General features: G+C 65.1%; 27 protein-coding genes. 2 read left to right on the top strand and 25 right to left on the bottom strand.

The window, feature by feature from the left end:
- Nucleotides 1-9: 9 nt before the first annotated feature.
- The 5 genes from ACNQFN_RS05460 to ACNQFN_RS05440 form a co-directional block, all read right to left on the bottom strand.
- Complete coding sequence (locus ACNQFN_RS05460; protein ID WP_418648207.1) at nt 10-792, bottom strand: 3-hydroxybutyrate dehydrogenase; 783 nt, start codon at nt 790-792, stop codon at nt 10-12.
- Between the two features lie 202 nt (nt 793-994).
- Complete coding sequence (locus tag ACNQFN_RS05455) at nt 995-1927, bottom strand: 3-keto-5-aminohexanoate cleavage protein (protein ID WP_418648206.1); 933 nt, start codon at nt 1925-1927, stop codon at nt 995-997.
- Between the two features lie 7 nt (nt 1928-1934).
- Nucleotides 1935-2987, bottom strand: coding sequence for a ketopantoate reductase family protein (locus ACNQFN_RS05450; protein WP_068636953.1), 1053 nt, complete (start codon nt 2985-2987; stop codon nt 1935-1937).
- Complete coding sequence (locus ACNQFN_RS05445) at nt 2984-4576, bottom strand: sodium:solute symporter family protein (RefSeq protein ID WP_418648205.1); 1593 nt, start codon at nt 4574-4576, stop codon at nt 2984-2986. The genes ACNQFN_RS05450 and ACNQFN_RS05445 overlap by 4 nt, the downstream gene beginning before the upstream one ends.
- Nucleotides 4573-4719 (bottom strand): hypothetical protein, encoded by a 147-nt coding sequence (locus tag ACNQFN_RS05440; RefSeq protein ID WP_169802972.1) that lies wholly within the window; start codon nt 4717-4719, stop codon nt 4573-4575. The genes ACNQFN_RS05445 and ACNQFN_RS05440 overlap by 4 nt, the downstream gene beginning before the upstream one ends.
- Before the next feature lie 222 nt (nt 4720-4941).
- Here ACNQFN_RS05440 and ACNQFN_RS05435 point away from each other — a divergent pair, with 222 nt between their 5' ends.
- Entirely contained in the window at nt 4942-5967 is a 1026-nt protein-coding gene (locus ACNQFN_RS05435; protein ID WP_068636955.1) for an AraC family transcriptional regulator, read from the top strand.
- Between the two features lie 90 nt (nt 5968-6057).
- Here ACNQFN_RS05435 and ACNQFN_RS05430 read toward each other — a convergent pair whose 3' ends face one another.
- From ACNQFN_RS05430 to ACNQFN_RS05385, 10 genes are all read right to left on the bottom strand, one after another.
- Nucleotides 6058-8685, bottom strand: coding sequence for an EAL domain-containing protein (locus ACNQFN_RS05430; protein ID WP_418648204.1), 2628 nt, complete (start codon nt 8683-8685; stop codon nt 6058-6060).
- Between the two features lie 312 nt (nt 8686-8997).
- Nucleotides 8998-10470, bottom strand: coding sequence for an anthranilate synthase component I (trpE, locus tag ACNQFN_RS05425; RefSeq protein WP_068636957.1), 1473 nt, complete (start codon nt 10468-10470; stop codon nt 8998-9000).
- A gap of 253 nt (nt 10471-10723) precedes the next feature.
- On the bottom strand, nt 10724-11407 hold the full coding sequence (locus ACNQFN_RS05420; RefSeq protein ID WP_068636958.1) for a phosphoglycolate phosphatase: 684 nt from the start codon (nt 11405-11407) through the stop codon (nt 10724-10726).
- Nucleotides 11404-12099, bottom strand: coding sequence for a ribulose-phosphate 3-epimerase (gene rpe / locus ACNQFN_RS05415; RefSeq protein WP_068636959.1), 696 nt, complete (start codon nt 12097-12099; stop codon nt 11404-11406). The genes ACNQFN_RS05420 and rpe overlap by 4 nt, the downstream gene beginning before the upstream one ends.
- A 53-nt stretch (nt 12100-12152) precedes the next feature.
- Nucleotides 12153-12920 carry a 3',5'-cyclic-nucleotide phosphodiesterase gene (locus ACNQFN_RS05410; protein ID WP_068636960.1) on the bottom strand — a complete coding sequence of 256 codons (768 nt, stop codon included), beginning with the start codon at nt 12918-12920 and terminating at the stop codon, nt 12153-12155.
- A gap of 129 nt (nt 12921-13049) precedes the next feature.
- Complete coding sequence (locus ACNQFN_RS05405) at nt 13050-13772, bottom strand: FHA domain-containing protein (protein WP_068636961.1); 723 nt, start codon at nt 13770-13772, stop codon at nt 13050-13052.
- A 115-nt stretch (nt 13773-13887) separates the two neighbouring features.
- On the bottom strand, nt 13888-14781 hold the full coding sequence (gene sucD / locus ACNQFN_RS05400; protein WP_068636962.1) for a succinate--CoA ligase subunit alpha: 894 nt from the start codon (nt 14779-14781) through the stop codon (nt 13888-13890).
- Nucleotides 14782-14793: 12 nt separating this feature from the next.
- Complete coding sequence (gene sucC / locus ACNQFN_RS05395) at nt 14794-15954, bottom strand: ADP-forming succinate--CoA ligase subunit beta (RefSeq protein WP_068636963.1); 1161 nt, start codon at nt 15952-15954, stop codon at nt 14794-14796.
- A gap of 223 nt (nt 15955-16177) precedes the next feature.
- Entirely contained in the window at nt 16178-16732 is a 555-nt protein-coding gene (locus ACNQFN_RS05390; RefSeq protein ID WP_068636964.1) for a DUF2889 domain-containing protein, read from the bottom strand.
- Between the two features lie 61 nt (nt 16733-16793).
- Nucleotides 16794-17543 (bottom strand): Nif3-like dinuclear metal center hexameric protein, encoded by a 750-nt coding sequence (locus ACNQFN_RS05385; protein WP_418648203.1) that lies wholly within the window; start codon nt 17541-17543, stop codon nt 16794-16796.
- Between the two features lie 74 nt (nt 17544-17617).
- Here ACNQFN_RS05385 and ACNQFN_RS05380 point away from each other — a divergent pair, with 74 nt between their 5' ends.
- Entirely contained in the window at nt 17618-18775 is a 1158-nt protein-coding gene (locus ACNQFN_RS05380) for a Do family serine endopeptidase (RefSeq protein WP_068636966.1), read from the top strand.
- A 117-nt stretch (nt 18776-18892) separates the two neighbouring features.
- On the opposite strand, the gene tatC is transcribed toward ACNQFN_RS05380, so the two are convergent.
- The 10 genes from tatC to hisB all read right to left on the bottom strand — a co-directional run bounded on the left by tatC (nt 18893) and on the right by hisB (nt 24388).
- Entirely contained in the window at nt 18893-19708 is an 816-nt protein-coding gene (gene tatC, locus ACNQFN_RS05375; RefSeq protein WP_068636967.1) for a twin-arginine translocase subunit TatC, read from the bottom strand.
- Complete coding sequence (gene tatB, locus ACNQFN_RS05370; RefSeq protein ID WP_068636968.1) at nt 19705-20130, bottom strand: Sec-independent protein translocase protein TatB; 426 nt, start codon at nt 20128-20130, stop codon at nt 19705-19707. The genes tatC and tatB overlap by 4 nt, the downstream gene beginning before the upstream one ends.
- Nucleotides 20131-20221: 91 nt before the next feature.
- Complete coding sequence (tatA, locus tag ACNQFN_RS05365) at nt 20222-20449, bottom strand: Sec-independent protein translocase subunit TatA (protein ID WP_068636969.1); 228 nt, start codon at nt 20447-20449, stop codon at nt 20222-20224.
- Between the two features lie 10 nt (nt 20450-20459).
- Nucleotides 20460-20807, bottom strand: coding sequence for a histidine triad nucleotide-binding protein (locus tag ACNQFN_RS05360; protein ID WP_068636970.1), 348 nt, complete (start codon nt 20805-20807; stop codon nt 20460-20462).
- Nucleotides 20804-21130, bottom strand: coding sequence for a phosphoribosyl-ATP diphosphatase (locus ACNQFN_RS05355; RefSeq protein WP_068636971.1), 327 nt, complete (start codon nt 21128-21130; stop codon nt 20804-20806). The genes ACNQFN_RS05360 and ACNQFN_RS05355 overlap by 4 nt, the downstream gene beginning before the upstream one ends.
- The gene (hisI, locus tag ACNQFN_RS05350) at nt 21127-21516 is read right to left on the bottom strand and encodes a phosphoribosyl-AMP cyclohydrolase (RefSeq protein ID WP_217999612.1); all 390 of its coding nucleotides are present in this window, start codon (nt 21514-21516) and stop codon (nt 21127-21129) included. The genes ACNQFN_RS05355 and hisI overlap by 4 nt, the downstream gene beginning before the upstream one ends.
- Nucleotides 21517-21518: 2 nt before the next feature.
- A complete protein-coding gene (hisF, locus tag ACNQFN_RS05345) occupies nt 21519-22280 on the bottom strand; it encodes an imidazole glycerol phosphate synthase subunit HisF (RefSeq protein ID WP_369404207.1) in 762 nt (253 codons plus the stop codon).
- Between the two features lie 19 nt (nt 22281-22299).
- Complete coding sequence (gene hisA / locus ACNQFN_RS05340; protein WP_068636974.1) at nt 22300-23049, bottom strand: 1-(5-phosphoribosyl)-5-[(5-phosphoribosylamino)methylideneamino]imidazole-4-carboxamide isomerase; 750 nt, start codon at nt 23047-23049, stop codon at nt 22300-22302.
- Nucleotides 23050-23100: 51 nt separating this feature from the next.
- The gene (gene hisH, locus ACNQFN_RS05335) at nt 23101-23739 is read right to left on the bottom strand and encodes an imidazole glycerol phosphate synthase subunit HisH (RefSeq protein WP_068636975.1); all 639 of its coding nucleotides are present in this window, start codon (nt 23737-23739) and stop codon (nt 23101-23103) included.
- A 61-nt stretch (nt 23740-23800) separates the two neighbouring features.
- Entirely contained in the window at nt 23801-24388 is a 588-nt protein-coding gene (hisB, locus tag ACNQFN_RS05330; protein ID WP_068636976.1) for an imidazoleglycerol-phosphate dehydratase HisB, read from the bottom strand.
- Nucleotides 24389-24557: the final 169 nt, after the last annotated feature.

Genomic DNA, 24557 nt, shown 5'->3' with positions numbered 1-24557 from the left:
GGTATCCTTTCAGCGCGCGGTCCAGCCGCCTTCCACCGGCAATGCGATGCCGGTAATGGAATCGGCCGCCGGGGAACACAGGAACAGCACGATGTCGCCGATCGCCTGCGATTCGACGAAGCGCTTGTTGGGCTGCGAGGCGAGGATCACTTCGCGCACCACGCGGTCCTCGCTCATGCCATGGGCCTTGGCCTGGTCTCGGATCTGGCCTTCGACCAGCGGCGTCTTCACGTAGCCGGGGCAGATCGCGTTGCAGGTGATCGCAGCCTCGGCGGCTTCCAGCGCCACGGTCTTGGTCAACCCCAGCACGCCGTGCTTGGCCGCCACGTAGGCCGACTTGAACGGCGAGGCCACCAGGCCATGGGCCGAGGCGATGTTGACGATGCGGCCCCAGCCACGCGACTTCATGCCCGGCAGCGCGGCGCGGATGGTGTAGAAATTGGAGGAAAGATTGATCGAGAGGATCTGCTCCCATTTGGCCGGCGGGAATTCATCCACCGGCGAGACGAACTGGATGCCGGCGTTATTGACCAGGATGTCCACCGCGCCGAGTTCGCGCTCGGTCTCCTCGACCATCGCGACGATCTCCTCGGGCTGGCTCATGTCGGCGCCGCTGTAGCGCACCGGCACGCCGAATTCCTGCGCCAGCCCCGCGCGCAGCTTCTCGATCTCGGCGGCATCGCCGAAGCCGTTGAGCATCACCGCCGCGCCCGAACCGGCGAGCTGGCGGGCCACCGCCAGGCCGATGCCGCTGGTCGAGCCGGTGACGAGGGCAACTTTGCCTTGCACCATGGAACGCACTCCTTTTTGAATTCTGCTTTTCTTTCGCACTGAAAGCTGCGCTCTGCATCCTGCAGCCGCAGTCCTTCGCACCCGAGGGCTCCCGTGCCGGGTCCGCACGCACGCCAGCCGTGATCCGGCCGCCGATCGGCCGCGGCGGCCGGGGCCGGAATTACAGGCGTGACAGGCATGCGCCCTGCAGGCACCCGCCTTGTCAGAACTTCACGTTCTGCTTCCCCTTGAGCTGCAGGATTTCACGCGCATCATCGGGCGTGGCGATCTCCGCACCCAGTTCCTCGACGATGCGGCGGATCTTGGCCACTTGCTGGGCGTTGGATTCAGCCAGCTTGCCGCGCGAGACCAGCAGCGAATCCTCCAGCCCCACGCGGACGTTGCCGCCCATCTGGCTGGCGGTGGTGGCAAACGGCATCTGCGCCCCGCCCGCCCCCAGCACCGACCAGCGGTAGTCGTCGCCGAACAGGCGGTCGGCCGTGCGCTTCATGAAGATCAGGTTGTCGATGTCGGGACCGATGCCGCCGAGGATGCCGAAGATGAACTGGATGAAGACCGGCGCCTTGTAGAGCCCGATGTCCATGCAGAAGCGCAGGTTGTAGAGGTGGCCGACGTCATAGCATTCATGCTCGAACTTGACGTTGTGGGGCGCGAGCTGACTGGCCGCATTCTCGAGGTCCGCGAAGGTGTTGCGGAAGATGTAGGTGTCGGAGTTGGCGACGTAGTCGCGCTCCCAGTCGAACTTCCAGTCCTTGTAGCGCTTCGCCAGCGGATGGAAGCTGAAGTTCATCGAGCCCATGTTCATCGAGCACATCTCGGGCGAGAAGCGCAGCGTGGGAGCGATGCGCTCGTCGATGGTGTTCATCAGGCTGCCGCCGGTCGAGAGGTTGATCACCGAATCGGTCGCTGCCTTGATGCGGGGCAGGAAGGTAGCGAAGGCGTCGGGGTCGATGGTGACGCCGCCGTCCTCGGGACGACGCGCATGCAGGTGCAGGATCGCCGCTCCAGCCTCGGACGCCGCGATCGCCTGGTTGGCGATGTCGTCGGCCGTATAGGGCAGCGCATCCGACATGGTCGGAGTGTGGATCGCGCCGGTAATGGCGCAAGAGATGATGACGGGTTGTTTCTTTGCCATGATTTCCTCACACGGTCGGGTTGAGAAGCGCCTGGTGCGGACGCAGCAGATCGTCGAAACGTTCGACGTTCGAGAAGTCGGGGACGCTGCGCGCGGCCTGCGCCTCGCTGACCAACTCGACCACCCGGTCATTGAAGGGCGTCGCCACGCCGTGCTCGCGCCCGGTCCGGCAGACGATGCCGTTGATGAAGTTGATTTCGGTATCACGGCCCTTTTCCAGGTCCTGCAGCATCGAGGCGCGCAACTGGCGGTGCCGGGTCCAGATCGTGCGGATCAGCGGAATCACCTCGGGCACGGATGCAGGCGAAGCCAGCAGGAAGCGCTCGAAATCCTCGCCCTGCATGTGGGCCATGCGGTGGCCCGCAGCATGGGCGGCGCGCACCGTCTCGTCGGCGATGAAGGCCACGCACAGCAACGAGCGCGGGTCGTCCATGACGTCGCCGAAGGTGCAGCCCAAGGCGGCAGACATGCCGCTGAAGGTCGCATTCATCAGCACCTTGGACCAGCGGATGCCCATCAGGCCGTCCAGCAGTTCGGTGCGGCCGACGCAGGCGAGATACTCCTGCACCTGGGTCAGGCGCGGGCGCATCACGCCGTCCAGCTCGCCGATCTCGAAGGCGAACTTGCTCACCGCCTCGGCGGTGGTGGTCAGCTTCGATACCCCTGGGCCAATCCAGGTCGCACCGAAGCCCACCGCACCGCCGATGGTGCGCGACGCACCGACGACCGCGGCGACGGACTGCTCGGGAATGCCGTTCTGCAGCGTGCAGACGATGCTTTCCTCATGCAGGAACGGCAGCAGGTTCGACAACACGGCCTGATTGGCGGTCTGCTTGCTGAGCAGGAAGACCAGATCGTACTTGCCGCTCATCTCGTCGGGCGTCAGCGCATTGACCGGCACCAGCAGATCCATCTCGCCGATGACACGGGCGCCCTCGCGGTTCAGCGCATCCACATGCTCGCGGTTGGTGTCGATCAGATCGACCGGCCTCCCCCCTTTCGCCATCAATGCGCCGATGATCGTGCCGAGCGAACCCGCTCCTATGATTGCTGCTTTCATGTATTGGCCTCCTTGGCGATGGGATGGATGGGAGTGGCTGCATGCGCCGCAGGCCCATGCGCATGGTCGCTGTCGCGACGGATGCGCCTGGCCACGGCCAGGGTGGAAGCACTGACCTCGGCATCGAAATAAGCCTCGTAGGCCTCCTTCGGCGGCGGCGCCGTCAGGCGGACCGTAACCAGGGTCGCGACCAGCGAGAGGGTGGCGCCGATCAGGAAGGGATTGTCCGCCCCCATCACCTTGGCCACGATGAAGGCGGTGGCGCCGACGGCGATGCCGGCATAGGCGCCCTCACGGTTCATCCGCTTCCAGAACAGCCCGAACCAGACCGGCCACATGAAGGCCGCGCCGAAAGCGCCATAGACATAGGTGAAGCCCATCGCCAGCAGCATCGGCGGCTTGATTGCGCTGATCACCGACAGCACGCCCAGGCCGATGACCGAGAAACGCAACTGGCGCGTGGCGCGGGTATCGTCGAATTCGCGGTCGGGATAGAGCGAGCGGTAGAGATCGTAGTAGATCGAGGTCGCGCAGTTCAGCAGCATCGAGTTCGCCGTGGACACCGCTGCGGCCAGCAGCGCGATCAGCGTCACGGCGGCGACGAAGGGCGGCGCGTAGTCCTGCATGATCAGCGGCATGATGTAGTCGGTGGTCTTGCCTTCAGGCAGGCTGGGGAACAGCGCCTTGGCCCCGAGACCGATGACGATCAGGCAGGCGAAGATCGGAATCAGCAGGATCAGCGTCCACATCATCTGCAGCACCGCCGCCTTGCTGTTCTTGGGCGCCATGAAGCGGTTGATCCAGTGCGGCGCGACCGAGGCGCCGATGGCATTCGCCATGAAGATGCCCATCAGCACCGACCAACCGAAGGTGCCGGCCGGCGACAGCAGGACGCCCGGCTCCAGCGGCGGGCCGCCGACATTGGTCGGCGCGGTCGTCGTTGCGACAGCCTCCATGATCGGGCCAATGCCGCCGGTCGCGTAAAGAATGGTGCCGGCACCCAGCATCACCCCGATCAGGATCATCGCCGCGTTGAGCATGTCGGTGGCCGCCACCGACCAGAAGCCACCGATCGAGGTCAGCAGCAGCACGATCAGAAAGGCGAAGATCGCGTACTCATAGCGAATGCCGGTGATCGTGTTGAAGACGATGCCGAAGCCCACGACCTGCAAGTGGCAGAAGATGAAATAGCCGATGAACATCAACACCGCGACGATCAGCTGCAGCTTGCTGATGCGGTCGAACGGCTCGAAGCGCATGCGGATGAACTCAGGAAAGGTGCGCGCGGGCAGTTCGGGGCGGCGCACCTTCCAGGCCAGCAGCGGCATGACCGCCGTGGCCATGAACCAGCCCGCGACCCAGCCGATGATCGCCGCGATGCCGTTGCTGTAGAGTTGGCCCGGCACACCCATGACCGAGGCCACGCTGACCCAGGTCGCGACGGAGGTGCCGACGCCCAGCAGCAGCCCCATGCGGTGGCCGCCGGTGGTGAAGTCGGACAGCGATTCGACCTGGCCAAGGCTCTTGAGGCAGCCCCAGATCAAAAAGGCCATGTAGGCCGCAGCGACAATGTAGTGCCAGAAGGTCATTTTGTCTTCTCCTTATAGCCGAGAAGACTGCCGCTGGCGCCCCAGCGGCGTACGCCGGAGGCCTCGATCTTGCTGCAGAGATAAAGAGAGAGCACGATGCAGAATACGATGCTCGCGCCCCAGAAAAGTAGTGCAATCCCCATTTTGGATTCCTCCTCCATGTACAACTGACGGTTGACCAATCATGCGAAGAATGGATATTCAGTCGTGGCGGGCTTGGCTCATTGATTGTCTCCTGTAGTTTTCATTGGCGCGCTCGTGCCGGCGCTACTCTTGTGCCGATGATGCTACGATAGAGATTCTTAATTTCGAAAGATCAATTCCGGCCATCAACGAGTCTTAAACGGTCATATTGCAGAGCAGCCATGAAGCCATCACTTCCGCTACCCGATGAGCGCATTTATCCTCCCTACAAGATCGGTGTGATCGTCGACATTCTTGCGGAGCAGGGCATTTCTCCCGAGGACTGCCTCAGGGGAAGCCAGGTGACGGTCGAAGACCTCTCCAATGCATTCGCATTGACGTCGGTAAGCCAGTATCTGACCGTTTGCGAGAATGCGATTTCCCTGTCCCGCGATCCTGCCATTGCTTTCGAGGCGGGAGCCCGCCTGCATCTTTCGGCATATGGGATATATGGCTATGCGCTGATGTCCTGCATGTCGCTGCGCGATTATTTCAGGCTCGCCGTCAAATACCGCCGCCTGACCACGCCGCCCACCATGATCGAATTCGCGGAGCATGCCGACACCGTCGTCTGGACATTTCCAGAGGTCTTTGTCTCGAATCCGTCGCGTGAATTGCGTGAATTCCTGATCGAGCTGCAATTCAGCGTCAACATCACCCATTTGCAAGAGGTTGCAGGCTGCAAATACACCCCTTTGCGGGCCTGTTTCTCCTATCCGCCACCCCGACATGCCCATATCTATCCGAAATACCTGGGCTGCCCGTGCCTTTTCGGCCAGCCGCGCTGCGAACTGATCTACGACAATTCGATCCTGGATCAAAAGCCACATATGGCGCATCGGCTCACCGCGGCACTGGTTCAGGAAATGTGCGATCAATTGATCGGACAGACCATGGAACCTGCGGACCTGTCGACCAAGGTCTACCAGATCCTGGTGGGCAAGCCGGGCGAATCGCCATCCATGGACACCATCGCACGCATGCTGAACATGTCCGTCCGGACGCTGCGGCGCCACCTGGAAATGGAGGGGACTTCATTCCAGGCCATCGTCGATGACGTGCGCTGCTCGCTCGCGCTGAAATACCTGAAGACCACCCGGATGAACACCAGCGACATTGCGATGCTGCTGGGATTCAGTGATGCCGCGAACTTCCGCAGGGCCTTGAAGCGCTGGACGGGCAAAGGCGCGGAAGAGCTTCGGCGCTGAGCCGCGCCGGCTCGCCCCCCGGTTCGGCGTTTTCAGTGCGCCCTGCAGGCGCTCCTGGCCAAGCTGGAAGGCGAGCGGCGTTTCCGCCTGTCAGCCATCCCCGCGCGCCTGCCGCTCGAACGCCTCCAGCGCCATCGGACGCCCGAACAGGTAGCCCTGGAAGGACGTGCAGCCGTGCTCCAGCAGAAACCGGTGGTGCGCCGCCGTCTCCACCCCTTCGGCGATCACATCCAGGCCCAGGCTGTCTGCCAGCATGATGATCGTGCGTGCGATGGCCGCATCGCTCGGATGCAGCAGCACGTCACGCACGAAGCCCTGGTCGATCTTGATCTGGTCCAGCGGCAGCCGCTGGAGATAACTCAGCGACGAGTAGCCGGTGCCGAAGTCGTCCAGTGAGAAGCCCAGGCCATGGGCCTGGAGCGCGCTCATGGTGGCGATGGCGTTGTCCACGCTGTGCAGCAGCATGCTTTCGGTCAGCTCCAGCTTGATCCGTGCGGGATCGGCGCCGGTATCGCGCAGCAGCGCCAGGACCTGCGCCACGAAGTCTTCCTGCAGGAACTGGCGCGCGCTCACGTTGATGGCCAGGTGCAGGTGCGCCAGCGCCGGATCATTGCGCCAGCAGGCCTGCTGGCGCAGCGCGGTTTCCATCACCCAATGGCCCAGCGGCAGGATCAGGCCGGACCCTTCGGCCAGCGGGATGAATTCGGCGGGCGACACCATGCCATGGAGCGGATGCTGCCAGCGCACCAGGGCCTCGGCGCCGATCACCCGTCCATCCTGGTCCACCTGGGGCTGATAGAGCAGCAGGAACTGCGACTGGCGCAGGCCGTTGCGCAGTTCGGCCTCCAGCATCGCGCGGCGGTTCACCGCCTGCTGCATGTCGGGGTCGAAGAAGCTCAGCGTATTGCGCCCGGCGTCCTTGGCCCGGTACATGGCCATGTCCGCCTGCTTGAGTACTTCATCCACGGGCTCCGGGCGGCCGCTCAGCAGCGTCACCCCGATGCTGACCGAGAGATGATGTTCACGCCCGGCCAGGTTCCAGGGCTGGCGCAGCCGGGCCAGAATCAGCTCGCCCAGCATGCGGGCCTGGGCAGCGGCCTCGGGCGCTTCGCCGCTCAGGTTCTGCGCCACCACCACGAACTCGTCGCCCCCCAGGCGCGCCACGGTATCCTGCTCGCGCACACACTCGCACAGGCAGTCGGCGATCTGTTGCAGCAGCAGATCGCCGACTTCGTGGCCCCGGGTGTCGTTCAGGGTCTTGAAGTTGTCCACGTCCACGAAGAACACCGCAGTGCTCAGCCCCGAACGCATGCCGTTGACCGTCGCCTGCTGCAGACGATCCACCAGCAGGCGACGGTTGGGCAGTTGCGTGAGCGCATCGTAGAACGCCAGGTAGCGGGCCTCCTCCTCGGCAGCCTTGCGGCCCGAGATGTCGATGTCGATGCAGAACACCTCCGGCGGCTGGCCGGGCACGTGGATGAAGGCGTGGCTGGAGAGCACATCCACCAGCGAGCCGTCCTTGCGCTGCAGTTGCACCTCTCCCGCCGGAGCCACCTCGCCGGTGGCGAACATGCGGCGCATTTCCGCGCGTACCGCGTCGTGCATGGAGGGCGGAATGATCAGATCCAGCAGCTTGCTGCCCATCGCCTCCTCTTCCGTGTAGCCGTAAAGCCGCTCCGACGCCTTGTTCCAGTAGGTCGTGGTGCCATCCTCCAGGTAGCCCTGTACCGAGATGGACGGGATGTTGCGCAGCACCGAGCGAAAACGCAGCTCCGACTCACGCAGGGCACTCTCGGCCAGTTTGCGCTCGGTGATGTCGCGCGCCAGAAAGACCACCGCAGCCTGGCCGTTCACCAGCGTGCCCAGGGGCTGGGCACGCCCCTCGTAGTGGCGCACACCCGCATGCGTCCGTATCTCGTACTCGATGCCATGCATGCGGCCCGAGCGCAGAGTGTCGCCGACCAGCGCCCTGAAACGGTCGGCCTGCGCGGCAGGCAGCACGTCATGCAGGCACTTGCCGGCCAGTTGCGGCAAATCGGCCGACAGCACCTCTGCGCAGCGCCCGCGGTCATCGAGCACCAGCAGCACGTCGGGAATGGCCTGGGTGATCGCGCGCAGCCGGGCCGCCGTGTCCGCGAGGGCCTGTGCGGTGGCCAGGCGCTCCTCCACGTCGCGCAGCAGCAGCCCGAGCACCACCGTGGCGACGGTGAAGGTGAGCACGAAAGGCAGGGCGACCGTCTCGTTGACGCTCCGTACCACGTCGGGGGGCAGCAACTGGAACAGGGCCACCACCGCCAGGTGCAGCAGGAAGCCGAAGCATGCCAGCGTGGTCGCCTTCACCCCCAGCCACCCGCGCGCGCGAGCCTGATGATACGCCAGGCCCGACGCGGTGCACAGCATGATCACCAGCAGGCTCGTCTCCGTTCCCAGTCCGCCCAGCCACAGCCGTACCCCTGCCGCCATTAGCGCCGCGACGCCGGCCACCAGCGGGCCGCCGAACAGTCCGGCCATGCTGAGCACCACCGAGCGCGCATCGAAGATCACGCCCGGCACCAGCACCAGCGGCGTGAGCATGCCCACCGCGCAGACGCCGCCGAAGATGAGTCCGGAGACGAACTGCCCCGCAAGCGGGCGCTGACGCCATAGCCTCACATTGAAGCCGTGCAGAAAACACAGCGCCAGCAGCAGGGCGACACCTTTGGCAAGCTCGATGAACATGGACCGTCGTGAGTTTTTCGGGGAGGCCCATCATGGGGGAGTCGCGAACGACCGTAAATGCATTAATTGGCATGAAGCGGCCATTGATAGCAACTTGCATTCAATGGCCGGACGATGCCCGGTCGGTGAGCGGAGTTGACCGGACAGCTTCCATGCTTTCGAACGCGGATTGGTATGGCTCGAGGACAGCGGCTCGGCGTGAAGCGGCCCGAACGCCCTGTTCGCGCAGGCCCGTGGCCGGCAGGCGTGTGCGCAGCACGGGCCGTGCATGCCGGCAGGCTTCCGCCTTGCCGGCATGCACGGAATCCCGCGTCAGTTGGGAGTGTCCAGCCCGCCTTCGGCCATCTCGGCGGCACGCAGCATGGCACGCGCCTTGCTGCGGGTTTCCTGCCATTCGGCGTCGGGGTCGGAATCGGCGACGATGCCGGCGCCCGCCTGGACGTGGATCTGGCCGTCCTTGACGATCGCGGTGCGGATCGCGATGGCGAGATCCATGTCGCCATGGAAGCCGAGGTAGCCGGCCGCACCGGCGTAGATGCCGCGCTTGACCGGCTCCAGTTCGTCGATGATCTCCATCGCCCTCACCTTGGGCGCACCCGACACGGTGCCCGCCGGGAAGGTGGCGCGCAACACGGCGAGCGCATTGAGCCCGTCCTTGAGCCGGCCTTCGACGTTGGAGACGATGTGCATCACGTGCGAGTAGCGCTCGATGGTGAACTGCTCGGTAACCTTGACCGTGCCGGTCTGCGACACCCGGCCGGCGTCGTTGCGGCCGAGGTCGAGCAGTTGCACGTGCTCGGCGATTTCCTTGGCATCGGCCAGCAGTTCGTGCTCCAGCGCAACGTCCTCGGCCACCGTGGCGCCGCGCCTGCGCGTGCCGGCGATCGGGCGCACGGTGACGACCTCGTCCTCGAGCCGGGTCAGGATCTCGGGCGAAGCGCCGACGACGTGGAAGTCCTCGAAGTTGAAGTAGAACATGTAGGGCGACGGATTCAGCGAGCGGATCGCGCGATACAAGGCCATCGGACTGGCCGCGTAGGGCTTGCTCATGCGCTGCGACAGCACGACCTGCATGACGTCGCCGTCGACGATGTACTGCTTGGCGCGGCGCACCGCGTCCTTGAAGGCGTCCTCGCCGAAGCTCGACACCGCCTCCGCGGGCTCGGCGCAGCATTCCTCCGGTATCCGCACCGGTGCCCGCAGCCGCGCCAGCAGCTCACGCAAGCGCTTCTGGGCGCGCTTGAAGGCGCCAGGCACTTCCGGTTCGGCATAGACGACCAGGGTCAGCTTGCCGCTGAGGTTGTCGACGATGGCGACTTCCTCGGACAGCAGCAGCAGGATATCGGGCGTGCCGATGGTGTCGGCCTTCTCGGTCTGCGCCAGCTTGGGTTCGATGTAGCGCACGGTGTCGTAGCCGAAGCAGCCGACCAGGCCGCCGGCGAAGCGCGGCAGGTGCTCGCGCGGCGGCACCTTGATGCGGTTCATGAACTCGGCGACGAAGTTCAGCGGATCACCGTAGTCGCGGCGCTCGACCAGGCGGTTGCCGGTGAGCAGCAGCGCGGAACGGCCATAGACTTCGATGCGGGTCGGCGACGACAGGCCGATGAAGGAATAGCGGCCGAAGCGTTCGCCGCCCTGCACCGATTCGAGCAGATAGGTATAGGGCTCGTTGGCGAGCTTCAGGTAGATGGACAGCGGCGTGTCGAGATCGGCAAAGGTCTCGAGCGTGACCGGGATGCGGTTGTAGCCCTGCGAGGCGAGGGCATTGAATTCCTGTTCGAGCATGGGGGCTCCACGTGGGTCGATTCGATCGGAAGGTGCTGCAGCAGGCGGGGCGGTGCGCAAGGCGCAGCCGACACCCCGCGGGGGGAGGTCGCGTCAGTGGCCCAAAGGCCAACGCCAGCCGCCGTGCCAGCCCAGCTGGACGGTTGCGGAAGCGGCGAGGAAGCGATCCCGGAGTGCGAGCATCACGATGTCGAGCATGAGTGGAGTGCCTGGCGAAACTCGCCTGGACCGGCCCATCGGAAGCCCGGGCCGGCTACTGTGCCGGAACGATGTGATCCAGCAGTTGAAGCGCGTCCGATAGTAGCCCATCGCATTCGATGGTGTCCACCGGCACGCCTTCGCTGTAGCCGTAGCTGACGAGCAGCACCGGCATGCCGGCGCCCTGCGCCGACAGCGCATCGTTGGCGGAGTCGCCGACCATCAGGGCTTCGGCCGGGACGACGCCGAGGCGCTCGCAGGCCAGCCGTACCATGGCCGGATCGGGTTTCTTGACCGGCAGCGTGTCGCCGCTGACCACGGTGCCGAAGTAGCCGGCGATGCCCATGCGTTCGAGCAGCGGCAGCGTGAAGGCTTCGGCCTTGTTGGTCACCACGGCGAGCGGGATGGCGCGGGCATCGAGCGCCCGCAGCACCTCTTCGATGCCGGGATAGATGCTGGCGCGCCTGCCGTTGACCACCGCGTAGTGGCGGCGGAAGACGTCGACGGCAGCGTCGATCTCGGTCTCGCTCGCAGTCCTACCCTCGGTCATGCAGCGCCGCACCAGGTTCGGGATGCCCTTGCCGACGAAGCGATGGATCTCGTCCTGGGATCGCTGCGGCCGGCCCAGCTCGGCCAGCATCAGGTTGGCGGCATCGGCCAGATCGCCGATGGTGTCGAGCAAGGTGCCGTCGAGGTCGAACAGCACCGCCCGCGGCGAAAAGCGTGCCGCCCCGCTCATGCCGCCACCCTGACCAGTTCGCCGCGCAGCGCGCCGATGATCGAATCGTAGCGGTTGGGGTCCTCGTCCCTGCCGGCGCCGAACACCGCCGAACCGGCAACGAAGGTGTCCGCTCCGGCACGGGCGATCTCGGCGATGTTGTCGGTCTTCACGCCGCCATCGATCTCGAGCAGGATGCGGCGCCCGCTACGCGCTTCGTAGGCATCGATCCTGTCGCGCGCGGCACGCAGCTTGTTGAGCGTTTCGGGGATGAACTTCTGCCCGCCGAAGCCGGGGTTGACGCTCATCAGCAGCACCACGTCGAGCTTGTCCATGACGTGGTCCATGTGGTGCAGCGGGGTGGCCGGGTTGAACACCAGGCCGGCCTGACAGCCGGAGTCGCGGATCAGGCCGAGGCTGCGGTCGATGTGCTCGGACGCTTCGGGGTGGAAGGTGATGATGTTGGCACCGGCCCTGGCGAAGTCCGGAATGATGCGGTCGACCGGCTTGACCATCAGATGGACGTCGATCGGTGCGCTGGTATGGGGACGGATGGCTTCGCAGACCAGCGGCCCGACCGTCAGGTTGGGCACGTAATGGTTGTCCATCACATCGAAATGGATCCAGTCGGCGCCCGACGCAACGACGTTGCGGACTTCTTCACCGAGGCGGGCGAAGTCCGCGGACAGCAGACTGGGGGCGATGCGGTACATGGGAATCTCCGGGAAGGCGTTCGAACCGGGATTCTAACCGCCAGCCGCAGCAGTCAGAAGTTCAGCACCTGGCCCTGCAGCAGGCGGCGGGGTTTCAGCGGCGAATCGCCCGCCTCGATCTGGGCCATGATGCGATCGTCCACGCCCGGCTTGAGATGGGTGACATGCACTTCCGGCTGCCCGGTCAGCTCCGCCAGCACTTCGAGCAGCATGCTCGGGCACAAGTGGCGCGAGGCGAGCGCAAGCCCTTGCTGCTCGTCGGCGAAGGCGGTCTCGATGATCAGATGGCGCAGCGCCGGCTGCGCGTTGATGGCGGCAATGAGCTCGGGGCAGTAGGCGGTATCGCCCGAGAACACGAGCTGGCCTTCGCCGCTGTCGAGGCAGAAGGCAGCCATCGGCACGGTATGCTGGGCCGGCAAGGCAGTGACGGCGCGCGCGCCGAGCCGGGTGGTTTCCCCCACTTTCAGGGGCTGGAAGCGCATGAAGGGATGGTTCCTGTCCGGTATCGCCGAGAAATCCGGCCACACCAGCCAGTTGAAGATATGCGAGTGCAGGATGCGGATGGTTTCAGGCAGCGCATGCACGATCAGCGGCGTCGTCCGCAGCTCGCCGACGGAGTCGATCAACAGCGGCAGCGAGGCGATGTGGTCGAGATGGGCGTGGGTGATGAAGACGTGATCGATTCCGCACAACGCCTCGAACGGCAGATCCCCCACGCCGGTGCCACAGTCGATGAGGATGTCATCGTCCACGAGCAGTGCGGTGGTGCGCGCCAGCACCCCGCCAATACCGCCACTGCACCCCAGCACCGTCAGTTCCATGCCCGATCACGGCGCGCCTGTCAGGGCGCACGCCGCTACGATTCCCAGTTGTGTCGTCGGAGGAAACCTTATCACTCCGCCGGGGGCATCGATAGGCAAAAAATCACGGCCCTCCGGCCGCCTGCCGGGCTAGGTACGCAGGAAGAATTCCATCTTCACGCCGGCGAGATCGATGATGTCGTGGTCCTTGAGCGGATGTGCCTGGACGTCGATCGATTTGCCATTGACCGTGGGAAAGGCGCCCCCTTCGACATGGGTGATGAAGTAGCCATGCGGACGGCGGGTGATGACGGCCACCTGCCTGCCCGGTTTGCCCAGCGTGGTCAGGGATTTGGTCAGTTCCAGTTCGCGCCCGCTGTTGGCGCCGCTCAATACCTGGATCACGCCGACGCGGCCGGCACCGGCGGCAACGGCCTTTTCCGCACGTTCGAGCGCCCCGGCGGCGGCGATCTGCGTTTCGCTGGGGCCGGGCCTGGGCTCGATGCCGGCTTCGGCCGGAGGCAGTTCGAAAGCCTTCAGCGCAGCGGTATCGATCATTTCGGCAGCCGCCTGGCCGGCCGGCGGCGCACTGACGAGATATTTGATCCGGTACTTGCCGAGCTCGACGACGTCGTTGTGGTGCAGCACATGCTTCTTCACCGGCTGGCCGTTTACGTAGGTGCCGTTGGTGCTGTTCTGGTCTTCGAGAAAGGCATCGTTGAGGATGCAGGTGATCACCGCATGATGGCCGCTGATTGCCAGATTGTCGATCTGGATGTCATTGTCCGGCTTGCGCCCGATCGAAATCCGCTCCTTGTCGAGCTCGATCTCCTTGAGGACGAGCCCGTCCATGCTGAGGATCAACTTCGGCATTGCCTGTTCCCGCTTTGATGTTCGCGGCCCGCAGTTCCACCGGCCGTCCGGGGACATTCTAAAGCAAAAAAAACGCCGGACAGGCCGGCGTTTTTCGGATCGGACGATCAGGCGATCAGAGCATCGCCTTCAGCAGCTTGCCCATTTCCGACGGGTTGCGCGTGACCTTGAAGCCGCACTCTTCCATGATGGCGAGCTTGGCATCGGCGGTATCGGCACCGCCCGAGATCAGCGCACCGGCGTGGCCCATGCGCTTGCCGGCCGGCGCGGTGACGCCGGCGATGAAGCCGACGATCGGCTTCTTCATGTTGGCCTTGCACCACTGGGCGGCTTCGGCTTCGTCGGGACCGCCGATCTCGCCGATCATGATCACCGCATCGGTGTCCGGATCGTCGTTGAACATGCGCATCACGTCGATGTGCTTGAGGCCGTTGATCGGGTCGCCGCCGATACCGACCGCCGAGGACTGGCCCAGGCCGATTTCGGTGAGCTGTGCCACGGCTTCATAGGTCAGCGTGCCGGAGCGCGACACCACGCCGATGCGGCCCTTGCGGTGGATGTGGCCGGGCATGATGCCGATCTTGACTTCATCCGGCGTGATCAGGCCGGGGCAGTTGGGACCGAGCAGCAGGGTTTCCTTGCCACCGGCGGCAACCTTGGCCTTCATCTTGTTGCGCACGACCAGCATGTCGCGCACCGGGATGCCTTCGGTGATGCAGATGGCGAGGTCGAGGTCGGCTTCGCAGGCTTCCCAGATGGCGTCGGCAGCACCTGCCGGCGGCACGTAGATGACAGACACGGTGGCGCCGGTTTCAGCGGCAGCTTCCTTGACCGAGGCGTAGATGGGCACGTCGAAGATCTTCTCGCCGGCCTTCTTCGGGTTCACGCCGGCGACGAAGCAATTCTTGCCGTTGGCGTACTCGATGCACTTCTCGGTGTGGAACTGGCCGGTCTTGCCGGTGATCCCCTGGGTGATGATCTTGGTGTCTTTGTTGATCAGGATGGACATTCGAAGCTCTCCTTACTTGACCGCAGCGACGATCTTGGTCGCGGCGTCCGCCATGGTGTCGGCAGCGATGATCGGCAGGCCCGATTCGGCGAGAATCTTCTTGCCGAGCTCCTCGTTGGTGCCCTTCATGCGCACCACCAGCGGGACGGAGAGGTTCACTTCCTTGGCCGCGGCAACCACGCCTTCGGCGATGGTGTCGCAACGCATGATGCCGCCGAAGATGTTGACCAGGATGCCCTTGACCTTGGGGTTCTTGAGCATGATCTTGAAGGCTTCGGTGACCTTCTCGGTGGTGGCGCCGCCGCCGACGTCGAGGAAGTTGGCCGGCTCGGCGCCGAACAGCTTGATCGTGTCCATGGTGGCCATCGCCAGGCCGGCACCATTCACCAGGCAGCCGATGTTGCCGTCGAGGCTGATGTAGGCCAGATCGAATTTGGAAGCTTCGATCTCGTCGGCATCCTCTTCGTCGAGGTCGCGGTAGGCGACGATCTCGGGATGACGGTAGAGCGCATTGGAGTCGAAGTTGAACTTGGCGTCGAGCGCCTTCACGGTGCCGTTGCTTTCGTGGATCAGCGGGTTGATTTCCGCCAGCGAGGCATCGGTTTCCATGTAGCAGGTGTAGAGCTTCTTCAGCGTGTCGACCGCCTGGGCCATCGAGTTGGCCGGCATGCCGATGCCCTTGGCCAGCTCGGTGGCCTGCTCGTCGGTCAGGCCGACGGCGGGATCGACGAAGACCTTGATGATCTTCTCGGGGGTGTTGTGCGCGACTTCCTCGATGTCCATGCCGCCTTCGGAGGAGGCCATCATGGCGACCTTCTGGGTGGCACGGTCGGTCAGCGCGGCAACGTAGTACTCATGCTGGATGTCGGCGCCTTCCTCGATCAGCAGGTTGCGCACCTTCTGGCCTTCGGGGCCGGTCTGGTGGGTGATCAGCTGCATGCCGAGGATTTCGCCTGCGTACTTGCGGACGTCGTCGAGCGACTTGGCGAGCTTGACGCCGCCGCCCTTGCCGCGGCCGCCGGCATGGATCTGGGCCTTGACCACCCAGAAATTGCCGCCGAGTTCTTCGGCAGCCTTCACCGCGCCCTCTACGCTGGTGCAATGGATGCCACGGGGCGTCACGACGCCGAACTTTCTTAGAACTTCTTTTGCCTGATACTCATGAATCTTCATGGTTGCCCTTCGTTCGAAGTCACGACGGCAGGCCCGTCGCAAACAGGTTGATGGCATGCTTCGGAGCGTCCCGCTCCACGGCAGGCGTCGTCTCCCTCGACCGCCGCCCGCCGCCTTCGGCCAGCAGAGCCGGCCCGGCCTCGTGACATGCACGCGCGAGCGCTCGCCTGCCGCAAGACTCCGTAATTATAACCAGTTTTGCGCAGTGCACTGCGGGTGCGGATCAGCCGGCCGCACCGGGCTTCCGGTACCACTTGGGATAGTAGCGGCGCACGGCTTCCGCCGACGTATCCAGGGCATGGCAGCGATCGAGCTGGAAGGGCTTCTCGCCGTTGTCCTCGTTGTCCCGCATGAAAGTGGCGATGGTCTGGATCGCCGCCGTCGGCAGCGAATTGAGCATCTCCGTCATGTGCGAACAGCCCCGGACGTCGGCGAACATCTCGCCGATGGTGCGGCGGAAGCCACGCACCAGGTTCAGTCCGATCAATTGCCGGTACGCCGGCCCGATGGTGTCGCAGTAGCCGGGATAGGGCACGCCATCCGAACAGGCCACCGCGTCGCGGATGTTGAAGGTGGTGTCGAAGACGATCCTCAGCCGCATCAGATGGACCGGCACACCCGCAGGGCGGATGCCGGACGCAATCGGATAATCGACATCCTTGACGTCGGTCAGCGAGGCATCGAGTTCGTACAGGCCGTCCTCGCGCAGGAAGCCCTCGACTTCGATGCGCCGGGTGTGAATGCGCCGGCGGGGCGCGGAACTGGCGGGCAGAGGCATCTTCTATTCACGTACGCGGACGTATGGAGAAGCGGATTCTAACCAATCGCGCACGGAAGGCTCAGACCGGATTGGGCAGATCGACGAAATCCGCCGCCAGCCCGAGCTCGCCCGCCAGCCAGGCCGCGATCGACTTCGCGCCGTAGCGCTCGGTCGCATGGTGGCCGGCGGCGATGTACGGGATACCCGTCTCGCGCGCCAGATGCACCGTCTGTTCGGAAATCTCGCCGGACACGAATACATCGGCGCCCGCCGCGATCGCCTGCTCGAAGTAACCCTGGGCACCACCGGTGCACCACGCCACCCGCCGCACCGGCCGCGACGCATCCCCGACCAGCAGCGGCTCGCGCTGCAGCCGCTCGGCCAACGCGCGGGCGATCTGCCCGGCTGGCTCGGCCGGCCTGGCCGGACGGCCGAGCCAGCCAAGATCCTGGTCGGCGAAACGCCCTTCCGGCACCCAATCCATCAGCTTGCCCAGCTGGGCATTGTTGCCGTGCTCGGGATGGGCATCCAGCGGCAGATGATAGGCGAGCAGGCTGATGTCGTTGGCCAGCAGGCCCTTCAGCCGTTGCCGGCGGATGCCGGTGACGCGCCCGTCCTCGCCCTTCCAGAAATAACCGTGATGGACAAACACGGCGTCATAATCACCGGACACCGCGAGATCGACGAGCGCCTGGCTGGCGGTCACTCCGCACAGCACCCGCGCCACTTCGGCACGTCCTTCCACTTGCAGACCATTTGGGCAATAATCCTTGAAACGCGTCGCGTCGAGCAGTGCGTCCAGACGCGCCGTGAGCTCACCGAGTTGCATGCGGCCTCCTGTCGTTCCGGCCTGGCCGGGCATCCCGCCCGCCAGGCTCCACCCTCTTTCGAACCCATCACATTATGCGCCGTCTGTGGCTCATCTTCGCCCAGGCCGTGACCATCAGCGTCGCCGGCCTGTTCGTCCTCAGCACACTCAAGCCCGAGTGGCTGCGCGACACCGCGCCCGCTTCCGTCGTCGCCATCCTGGAGGCGCCCGCCGACAGCGGCACGCGTGCCGCCGCCTCCGGCTCCTACGCCGCAGCCGCGCAGCGCTCGATGCCCGCGGTCGTCCATATCTTCACCAGCAAGGCCGGCGCCGGTACCCGCCATCCGCTGTTCGACGACCCGATGTTCCGCCACTTCTTCGGCGAACGTCCGAACAGCGGCCCCAGCCAGCGCCCCTCGGGCCTGGGTTCGGGCGTGATCGTCAGCCCCGACGGCTACATCATCACCAACAACCACGTCATCGAGACCGCGGACCAGATCGAGATCGCGCTCAACGACGGGCGCAAATTCAGCGCACGCCAGATCGGACGCGACCCCGAGACGGATCTGGCGGTGCTGAAGATCGACACCGACGACCAGTTGCCGGTCATCACCCTGGCCGGCGGCGACGCCCTGAGCGTGGGCGATGTCGTGCTGGCGATCGGCAATCCCTTCGGCGTCGGCCAGACCGTGACGATGGGCATCATCTCCGCGCTGGGACGCAGCCAGCTGGGCATCAACACCTTCGAGAACTACATCCAGACGGATGCCGCGATCAACCCCGGCAACTCGGGCGGCGCGCTGGTCGACAGCGCCGGCAACCTGGTGGGCATCAACACCGCGATCTACTCGCGTTCCGGCGGTTCGCTCGGCATCGGCTTCGCCATCCCGGTCTCCATTGCCCGCAACGTGCTCGAACAGATCGTCGCCACCGGCGAGGTCACGCGCGGCTGGGTGGGCGTCGAGATCCAGGACATCACCCCCGAACTGGCGGAATCCTTCGGCCTGCGCGGCACGCAGGGCGCGCTGATCGCCGGCGTGCTGCGTGCCAGCCCGGCCGATCGTGCCGGCATCCGGCCGGGCGACGTGCTGATCGCGGTCGATGGCACCAGCGTCCGCGATCCGCGTTCCATGCTCGACATGGTCGCCGCGCTGCCGCCCGGGCACACTGCGGACTTCCGCGTGCTGCGCGGCGACAAGGAAGTGGAGCTGAAAGTGACCGTCGGCCGCCGTCCCACTCCTGCCAATCGCTGAACTTTCGCAAGCGGCTTCAGCCGCGAAAGCAGCAGTGTTCGCGGCTGAAGCTCCGGTATTCCCGTGCTACCCGATGATGAATCGGTGCCGGCTTCGCCTTGATCGGTGGCCGCGCACTCAGCGCTTGTCGGCGCCCTCGCCTGCTTCGATGCGGTCCAGCTCCCTGTCCATGTCCTCGATAGACGGTGGAACGTAGCCGTCCTCGGCAGCGGCAGGCGCAGGCTTCGCCATCCAGTTGGCAAGGATGATGCCCAGTTCGTAGAGCAGGCACATCGGAATCGCCAGCATCAGCTGCGAGACGACGTCCGGCGGGGTGACGATGGCGGCAACCACGAAAGCGCCGACGATGACGTAGGGGCGCGCCTCGCGCAGCTTCGCCACACTGACGATGCCGGCCTTGGCCAGCACGATCACCACCACCGGCACTTCGAAAGTGATGCCGAAAGCGAGGAACATCGACATCACGAAGGACAGGTACTGTTCGATGTCCGGCGCCGGCACGATGCTCTTGGGGGCGAATTCGGCGATGAACTTGAACACCATGCCGAACACGAAGAAATAGCAGAAGGCCATGCCGGCGATGAACAGCAGCGTGCTGCCGGCCACCAGCGGCAGCGCCAGGCGCTTCTCGTGCGCATACAGCCCCGGCGCGATGAAGGCCCAGGCCTGGTACAGCACCCAGGGCAGGCACAGCACGAAGGCGACCATCATCGTGACCTTGACCGGCACGAAGAACGGCGTCACCACGCCGGTGGCAATCATGTTCGTGCCTGCCGGCAGGGTATCCATCATCGGCTTGGCGAGGATGTCGTAGATGTCGCCCGCCCACGGCATCAGGCAGACGAACACGATCACCAGCGCGAGCAGCGCGCGGATAAGGCGGTCGCGCAGCTCGATCAGGTGGGAGATGAAAGTTTCTTGTTGGGTGCTCATGCCTGGGTCTTGTCCGCCGCGCCGGCCTGGCGCTTGGCATCGAGTCCGAGTTCGAGCTGGCCTTCGCTCGCCTCCGCGGGGACAGCGGCAGACTCGGATGATGCCTTCAGCGACGCCGCATCCGGCAGACTGGAGCGCAGATCATCGACCGTGCTGCCGATCTGGTTCTCGACATCGGACACGCCGGTGCGCACCGAGCTTTCGAGTTCCTGCGCCTGCTGCTTGACCTGCTCCTGCAGTTTCTTCAGTTCCTCGAGCTGCATCTCGCGCTGGATGTCGGACTTGACGTCCGACACGTAGCGCTGCAGCCGTCCCAGCAGGTGCCCGGCCGTACGCGCGACCTTGGGCAGGCGCTCGGGGCCGACCACGATCAGGAGTACCACCCCGATCACAACGAGTTCAGAAAAGCCGAAATCGAACATGTTTCGCCGCTATGGAGGCACATCATGCATGTGCCGCACGAAAACGAAGGGGCGCTCCCTGATGGGCGCCCCCTCCATCCGGACGCAAGACTCAGGAAGCGGACTTGTCGACCTTTTCCCGCGCCTCGCCTTCGATCGTCTGCCCTTCGGCGATCTTCTGCTGCGCGGCGGCGTCGGCGTCGCCTTCCTTCATGCCTTCCTTGAAGCCCTTGACCGCGCCACCCAGGTCGGAGCCGATGTTGCGCAGCTTCTTCGTCCCGAACACCAGCAGGACGATGACCAGCACGATCAGCCAGTGCCAGATGCTCAATGAACCCATACCGCTCTCCTCAATGCTTCAACATGGGCGGCAGGGGATTGGGGCCACCCAGAATATGAAGGTGCAGATGATACACCTCCTGCAGTCCCACCCTTCCGGTGTTGACGATGGTCCGGAAACCGTCGGTGCAGCCCTGCTCGCGCGCAATGCGCCCCGCCGCTACCATCAGACGCCCCATCGCCGCCTCGTGTTCCTCACCGAGCTGCGCCATCGAATCGACGTGGACCTTGGGGATCACCAGCACATGCACCGGCGCCGCGGGATTGATGTCGTGGAAGGCGAAGACGTGCTCGTCCTCATAGACCTTCTTCGACGGAATCTCGCCGCGGGCGATGCGACAGAAGATGCACTCGCTCATTGCGCCGTCCGCGACTTCTTCTCGTCGATGCCCGACACGCCTTCGCGGCGGCGGAACTCGGCCAGCACGTCCTCGACCGACAGGCCGTGGTGGGCCAGCAGCACCAGCGAGTGGAACCACAGGTCGGTGACTTCCCACACCAGGTGCAGCCTGTCCTGGTCCTTGGCCGCCATGATGGTCTCGGCAGCCTCCTCGGCGACCTTCTTGCAGATCTCGTCCGTACCCTTGGCGTACAGGCTGGAGACGTAGGAGGCGTCGGGGTCCGCCTTCTTGCGCGCGACCAGGGTATCGGAAACACGGCGCAGCACTTCGATATCGATCACTTGTAGATCTCCTTCGGGTCTTTCAAAACCGGTTCGACGGCTTCCCAGCGGCCGTCGGCAAAATACTTCTGGAAGAAGCAGCTGTGGCGTCCGGTATGGCAGGCGATGCCGCCGACCTGCTCGATCTTCAGCAGCACGACATCGTTGTCGCAGTCGATGCGGATGTCGAGCACCTTCTGCACGTGGCCGGACTCCTCGCCCTTGTGCCACAGCTTGCGCCGCGAACGTGACCAATAGATGGCTTCGCCGGTTTCCGCCGTGCGCTGCAGCGCCTCGCGGTTCATCCAGGCGAACATCAGCACGTCGCCGCTGGACGCTTCCTGCGCGATCACCGGCACCAGGCCGTTCTCGTCCCACTCGATCTCGTCCAGCCAGGCCGCGTTCATGCTCACAGTCTCACCTCGATTCCGCGTGCGCGCATCAGCTCCTTGGCTTCGCGCACCGTGTGTTCGCCGAAATGGAAGATGCTCGCCGCCAGCACCGCGTCGGCGCGGCCTTCGGAAACGCCGTCGGCCAGATGGTCGAGCGTGCCGACGCCGCCGCTGGCGATCACCGGGATGCGCACCGCGTCCGACACCGCGCGCGTCAGCGCCAGGTCGAAGCCGCTCTTGGTGCCGTCGCGGTCCATGCTGGTCAGCAGGATCTCGCCCGCGCCCAGCGCTTCGATCCTGCGCGCCCACGCGATGGCATCCAGCCCGGTGTTGCGGCGCCCGCCGTGGGTGAAGACTTCCCACTTGCCCGGCGCGGTCTGCTTGGCGTCGATCGCCACCACGATGCACTGGCTGCCGACCTTGCTCGAGGCGTCGTGCACCAGTTGCGGGTTATTCACCGCCGCGGTGTTCATGCTGACCTTGTCGGCGCCGGCATTGAGCAGGCGGCGCACGTCCTCGACCGCGCGCACGCCGCCGCCGACGGTGAGCGGGATGAAGACCTGCTCGGCGACATGCTCGACGACGTGCAGGATGATGTCGCGGTCGTCGGAACTCGCGGTGATGTCGAGGAAGGTGAGTTCGTCGGCGCCCTGCTCGTCGTAGCGGCGGGCGACCTCGACCGGATCGCCGGCATCGCGCAGTTCGACGAAATTGACGCCCTTGACCACGCGTCCGGCGCTCACGTCCAGACAGGGGATGATGCGCTTGGCCAGCATCAGCGGTACTCGATGGAGAAGGTCATTCGGTGGTGCCGCTCAATTCGTCGGCACGGGCCTGGGCGGCGGCGAAGTCGAGCGTGCCTTCGTAGATCGCCCGGCCGGTGATCGCGCCCATGATGCCTTCGTCCTCGACCGCGCACAGTGCGTCGATGTCGCGCAGGTCGGTGATGCCGCCGCTGGCGATGACCGGAATGCGCAGCGCCTGCGCCAGCCGCACGGTGGCTTCGACATTGACGCCGGACAGCATGCCGTCGCGGCCGATGTCGGTGTAGATGACACCTTCGACGCCGTAGTCCTCGAACTTCTTCGCGAGATCGACGACGTCGTGCCCGGTCAGCTTCGACCAGCCGTCCACCGCCACCTTGCCGTCCTTGGCGTCCAGGCCGACGATGATGTGGCCGGGGAAGGCGCCGCAGGCATCGTGCAGGAAACCCGGGTTCTTCACCGCCGCGGTGCCGATGATGACGTAGCTGATGCCGTTGTCGAGATAATGCTCGATGGTGTCGAGGTCGCGGATGCCGCCACCGAGTTGCACCGGAACGTCCTCGCCGACTTCGTCGGTGATCGCGCGGATCGCGGCGCCGTTCTTCGGCTTGCCGGCGAAGGCGCCGTTGAGGTCGACCAGGTGCAGGCGGCGGGCGCCGGCGTCGAGCCAGTGGCGCGCCATGGCACCGGGATCTTCGGAAAACACCGTGGCGTCGTCCATTTCGCCCTGCTTCAGGCGAACACAGTGACCGTCCTTGAGGTCGATGGCGGGAATGAGCAGCATACCGGTTCTGGAATGGATGGGACTAAGGAATGAGGCAGCCTGTGCCGGTGCTCAGGGCTGCCAGCGGATGAAGTTCGCCAGCAGGCGCAAGCCGGCCGCAGCGCTTTTCTCGGGGTGGAACTGGGCCGCGAAGATATTATCCCGCGCTACCGCACTGGTAAAGCGAACCCCATAGTCGGTGTCCGCCGCGGCCAGCGCAGCATCGGCCGGCACGACGAAGTAGCTGTGCACGAAGTAGAAGCGCTCGCCGTCCGGGATGCCGTCCCACATCGGATGCGGGCCGCGCTGCCACACTTCGTTCCAGCCCATGTGCGGCACCTTCAGGCGGCTGCCGTCCGCTGCCAGCATCTTCTGCTCGGGAAAACGCTGTACGTCTCCCGGCAGGATGCCGAGACCGGGCACGTCGCCTTCGGCGCTGTGCTCGAACAGCATCTGCTGGCCGATGCAGATCCCCAGGAAAGGCTTGCTCGCCGCCGCATCCAGCACCGCCTGGCGCAGGCCGCGGCCATCGAGCTCGCGCATGCAGTCGGGCATTGCCCCCTGCCCCGGGAAGACGACCCGCTCGGCGGCCGCGACGCGCGCAGGATCGGAGGTGACGAAGACTTCATGGCCGGGTGCCACGTGCTCGATCGCCTTGGCGACCGAGCGCAGATTGCCCATGCCGTAATCGATGATGGCCACGATGGTCATCGGCTTGACTCGCTTTCGTGCAGGATGGCGGCCGTTGCGCACGGCCGCGGAAGGTTTTTGCTCAGAGCGCGCCCTTGGTGGAAGGAATCGTCCCCGCCGCGCGCTCGTCGACCTCGGCCGCCATGCGCAGCGCGCGGGCGAAGGCCTTGAACACGGTCTCGCACTGGTGGTGGGCGTTGTCGCCGCGCAGGTTGTCGATGTGCAGTGTGACGCCGGCGTGATTGACGAAACCCTGGAAGAATTCGCGCGCCAGGTCGACATCGAAGTTGCCGATGCGGGCGCGGGTGTAATCGACGAAGTAATGCAGGCCGGGCCGGCCGGAGAAATCCACCACGACGCGCGACAGCGCCTCGTCGAGCGGCACGTAGGCGTGGCCGTAGCGGCGCAGCCCCTTCTTGTCGCCGAGGGCCTTGGCGAAGGCCTGTCCCAGCGTGATGCCGACGTCCTCGACCGTGTGATGGTCGTCGATGTGGGTATCGCCCTCACAGTGGATGTCCAGGTCGATCAGGCCGTGGCGCACGATCTGGTCGAGCATGTGATCGAAGAAGGGGACGCCGGTATCCAGCCTGCCCTTGCCCGTGCCGTCGAGGTCGATGCGCACGGAGATCTTCGTTTCGAGGGTGTTGCGAGTGACTTCGGCTTGCCGCATGGATGCTGGTGAGACTCAAGAGTTGCAGGTTCGGGCCATGATAACATCGCCCGGCAAAATGGCCGCCTCGAATGACCACTCATCAGGTCGGCAGTAGCGTGCAGCTCGCAGCGTGGACAGCCACGGCGCGAGATGTTTCCCCCCGCCTTCGAACCCCGCACAGCAGACA

Source organism: Thauera butanivorans, assembly GCF_048398245.1.
Taxonomy (GTDB): domain Bacteria; phylum Pseudomonadota; class Gammaproteobacteria; order Burkholderiales; family Rhodocyclaceae; genus Thauera; species Thauera butanivorans.
Note: the sequence above shows the minus strand (reverse complement) of the source record. Positions and strands in the feature narration are given on the sequence as shown.

Coding starts and splice junctions, on each gene's coding strand:
- ACNQFN_RS05390 (WP_068636964.1), bottom strand. CDS start 16,732: ATGCCTCTGCCCGCCAGTTCCGCGCCCCGCCGGCGCATTCACACCCGG.
- rpe (WP_068636959.1), bottom strand. CDS start 12,099: ATGTACCGCATCGCCCCCAGTCTGCTGTCCGCGGACTTCGCCCGCCTC.
- sucD (WP_068636962.1), bottom strand. CDS start 14,781: ATGTCCATCCTGATCAACAAAGACACCAAGATCATCACCCAGGGGATC.
- hisH (WP_068636975.1), bottom strand. CDS start 23,739: ATGACCATCGTGGCCATCATCGATTACGGCATGGGCAATCTGCGCTCG.
- hisA (WP_068636974.1), bottom strand. CDS start 23,049: ATGCTGCTCATTCCCGCCATCGACCTCAAGGACGGTCACTGTGTTCGC.
- trpE (WP_068636957.1), bottom strand. CDS start 10,470: ATGCTCGAACAGGAATTCAATGCCCTCGCCTCGCAGGGCTACAACCGC.
- hisI (WP_217999612.1), bottom strand. CDS start 21,516: ATGAACGCGGCCTGGCTGGACGAGATCGAGTGGGACGAGAACGGCCTG.
- tatA (WP_068636969.1), bottom strand. CDS start 20,449: ATGGGTTCATTGAGCATCTGGCACTGGCTGATCGTGCTGGTCATCGTC.
- tatB (WP_068636968.1), bottom strand. CDS start 20,130: ATGTTCGATTTCGGCTTTTCTGAACTCGTTGTGATCGGGGTGGTACTC.
- ACNQFN_RS05445 (WP_418648205.1), bottom strand. CDS start 4,576: ATGACCTTCTGGCACTACATTGTCGCTGCGGCCTACATGGCCTTTTTG.
- ACNQFN_RS05460 (WP_418648207.1), bottom strand. CDS start 792: ATGGTGCAAGGCAAAGTTGCCCTCGTCACCGGCTCGACCAGCGGCATC.
- ACNQFN_RS05455 (WP_418648206.1), bottom strand. CDS start 1,927: ATGGCAAAGAAACAACCCGTCATCATCTCTTGCGCCATTACCGGCGCG.
- ACNQFN_RS05405 (WP_068636961.1), bottom strand. CDS start 13,772: ATGCCGAAGTTGATCCTCAGCATGGACGGGCTCGTCCTCAAGGAGATC.
- ACNQFN_RS05430 (WP_418648204.1), bottom strand. CDS start 8,685: ATGTTCATCGAGCTTGCCAAAGGTGTCGCCCTGCTGCTGGCGCTGTGT.
- ACNQFN_RS05420 (WP_068636958.1), bottom strand. CDS start 11,407: ATGAGCGGGGCGGCACGCTTTTCGCCGCGGGCGGTGCTGTTCGACCTC.
- hisB (WP_068636976.1), bottom strand. CDS start 24,388: ATGCGGCAAGCCGAAGTCACTCGCAACACCCTCGAAACGAAGATCTCC.
- ACNQFN_RS05360 (WP_068636970.1), bottom strand. CDS start 20,807: ATGAGCGAGTGCATCTTCTGTCGCATCGCCCGCGGCGAGATTCCGTCG.
- ACNQFN_RS05450 (WP_068636953.1), bottom strand. CDS start 2,987: ATGAAAGCAGCAATCATAGGAGCGGGTTCGCTCGGCACGATCATCGGC.
- tatC (WP_068636967.1), bottom strand. CDS start 19,708: ATGAGCACCCAACAAGAAACTTTCATCTCCCACCTGATCGAGCTGCGC.
- ACNQFN_RS05440 (WP_169802972.1), bottom strand. CDS start 4,719: ATGGGGATTGCACTACTTTTCTGGGGCGCGAGCATCGTATTCTGCATC.
- ACNQFN_RS05435 (WP_068636955.1), top strand. CDS start 4,942: ATGAAGCCATCACTTCCGCTACCCGATGAGCGCATTTATCCTCCCTAC.
- ACNQFN_RS05385 (WP_418648203.1), bottom strand. CDS start 17,543: ATGCAACTCGGTGAGCTCACGGCGCGTCTGGACGCACTGCTCGACGCG.
- ACNQFN_RS05410 (WP_068636960.1), bottom strand. CDS start 12,920: ATGGAACTGACGGTGCTGGGGTGCAGTGGCGGTATTGGCGGGGTGCTG.
- sucC (WP_068636963.1), bottom strand. CDS start 15,954: ATGAAGATTCATGAGTATCAGGCAAAAGAAGTTCTAAGAAAGTTCGGC.
- ACNQFN_RS05380 (WP_068636966.1), top strand. CDS start 17,618: ATGCGCCGTCTGTGGCTCATCTTCGCCCAGGCCGTGACCATCAGCGTC.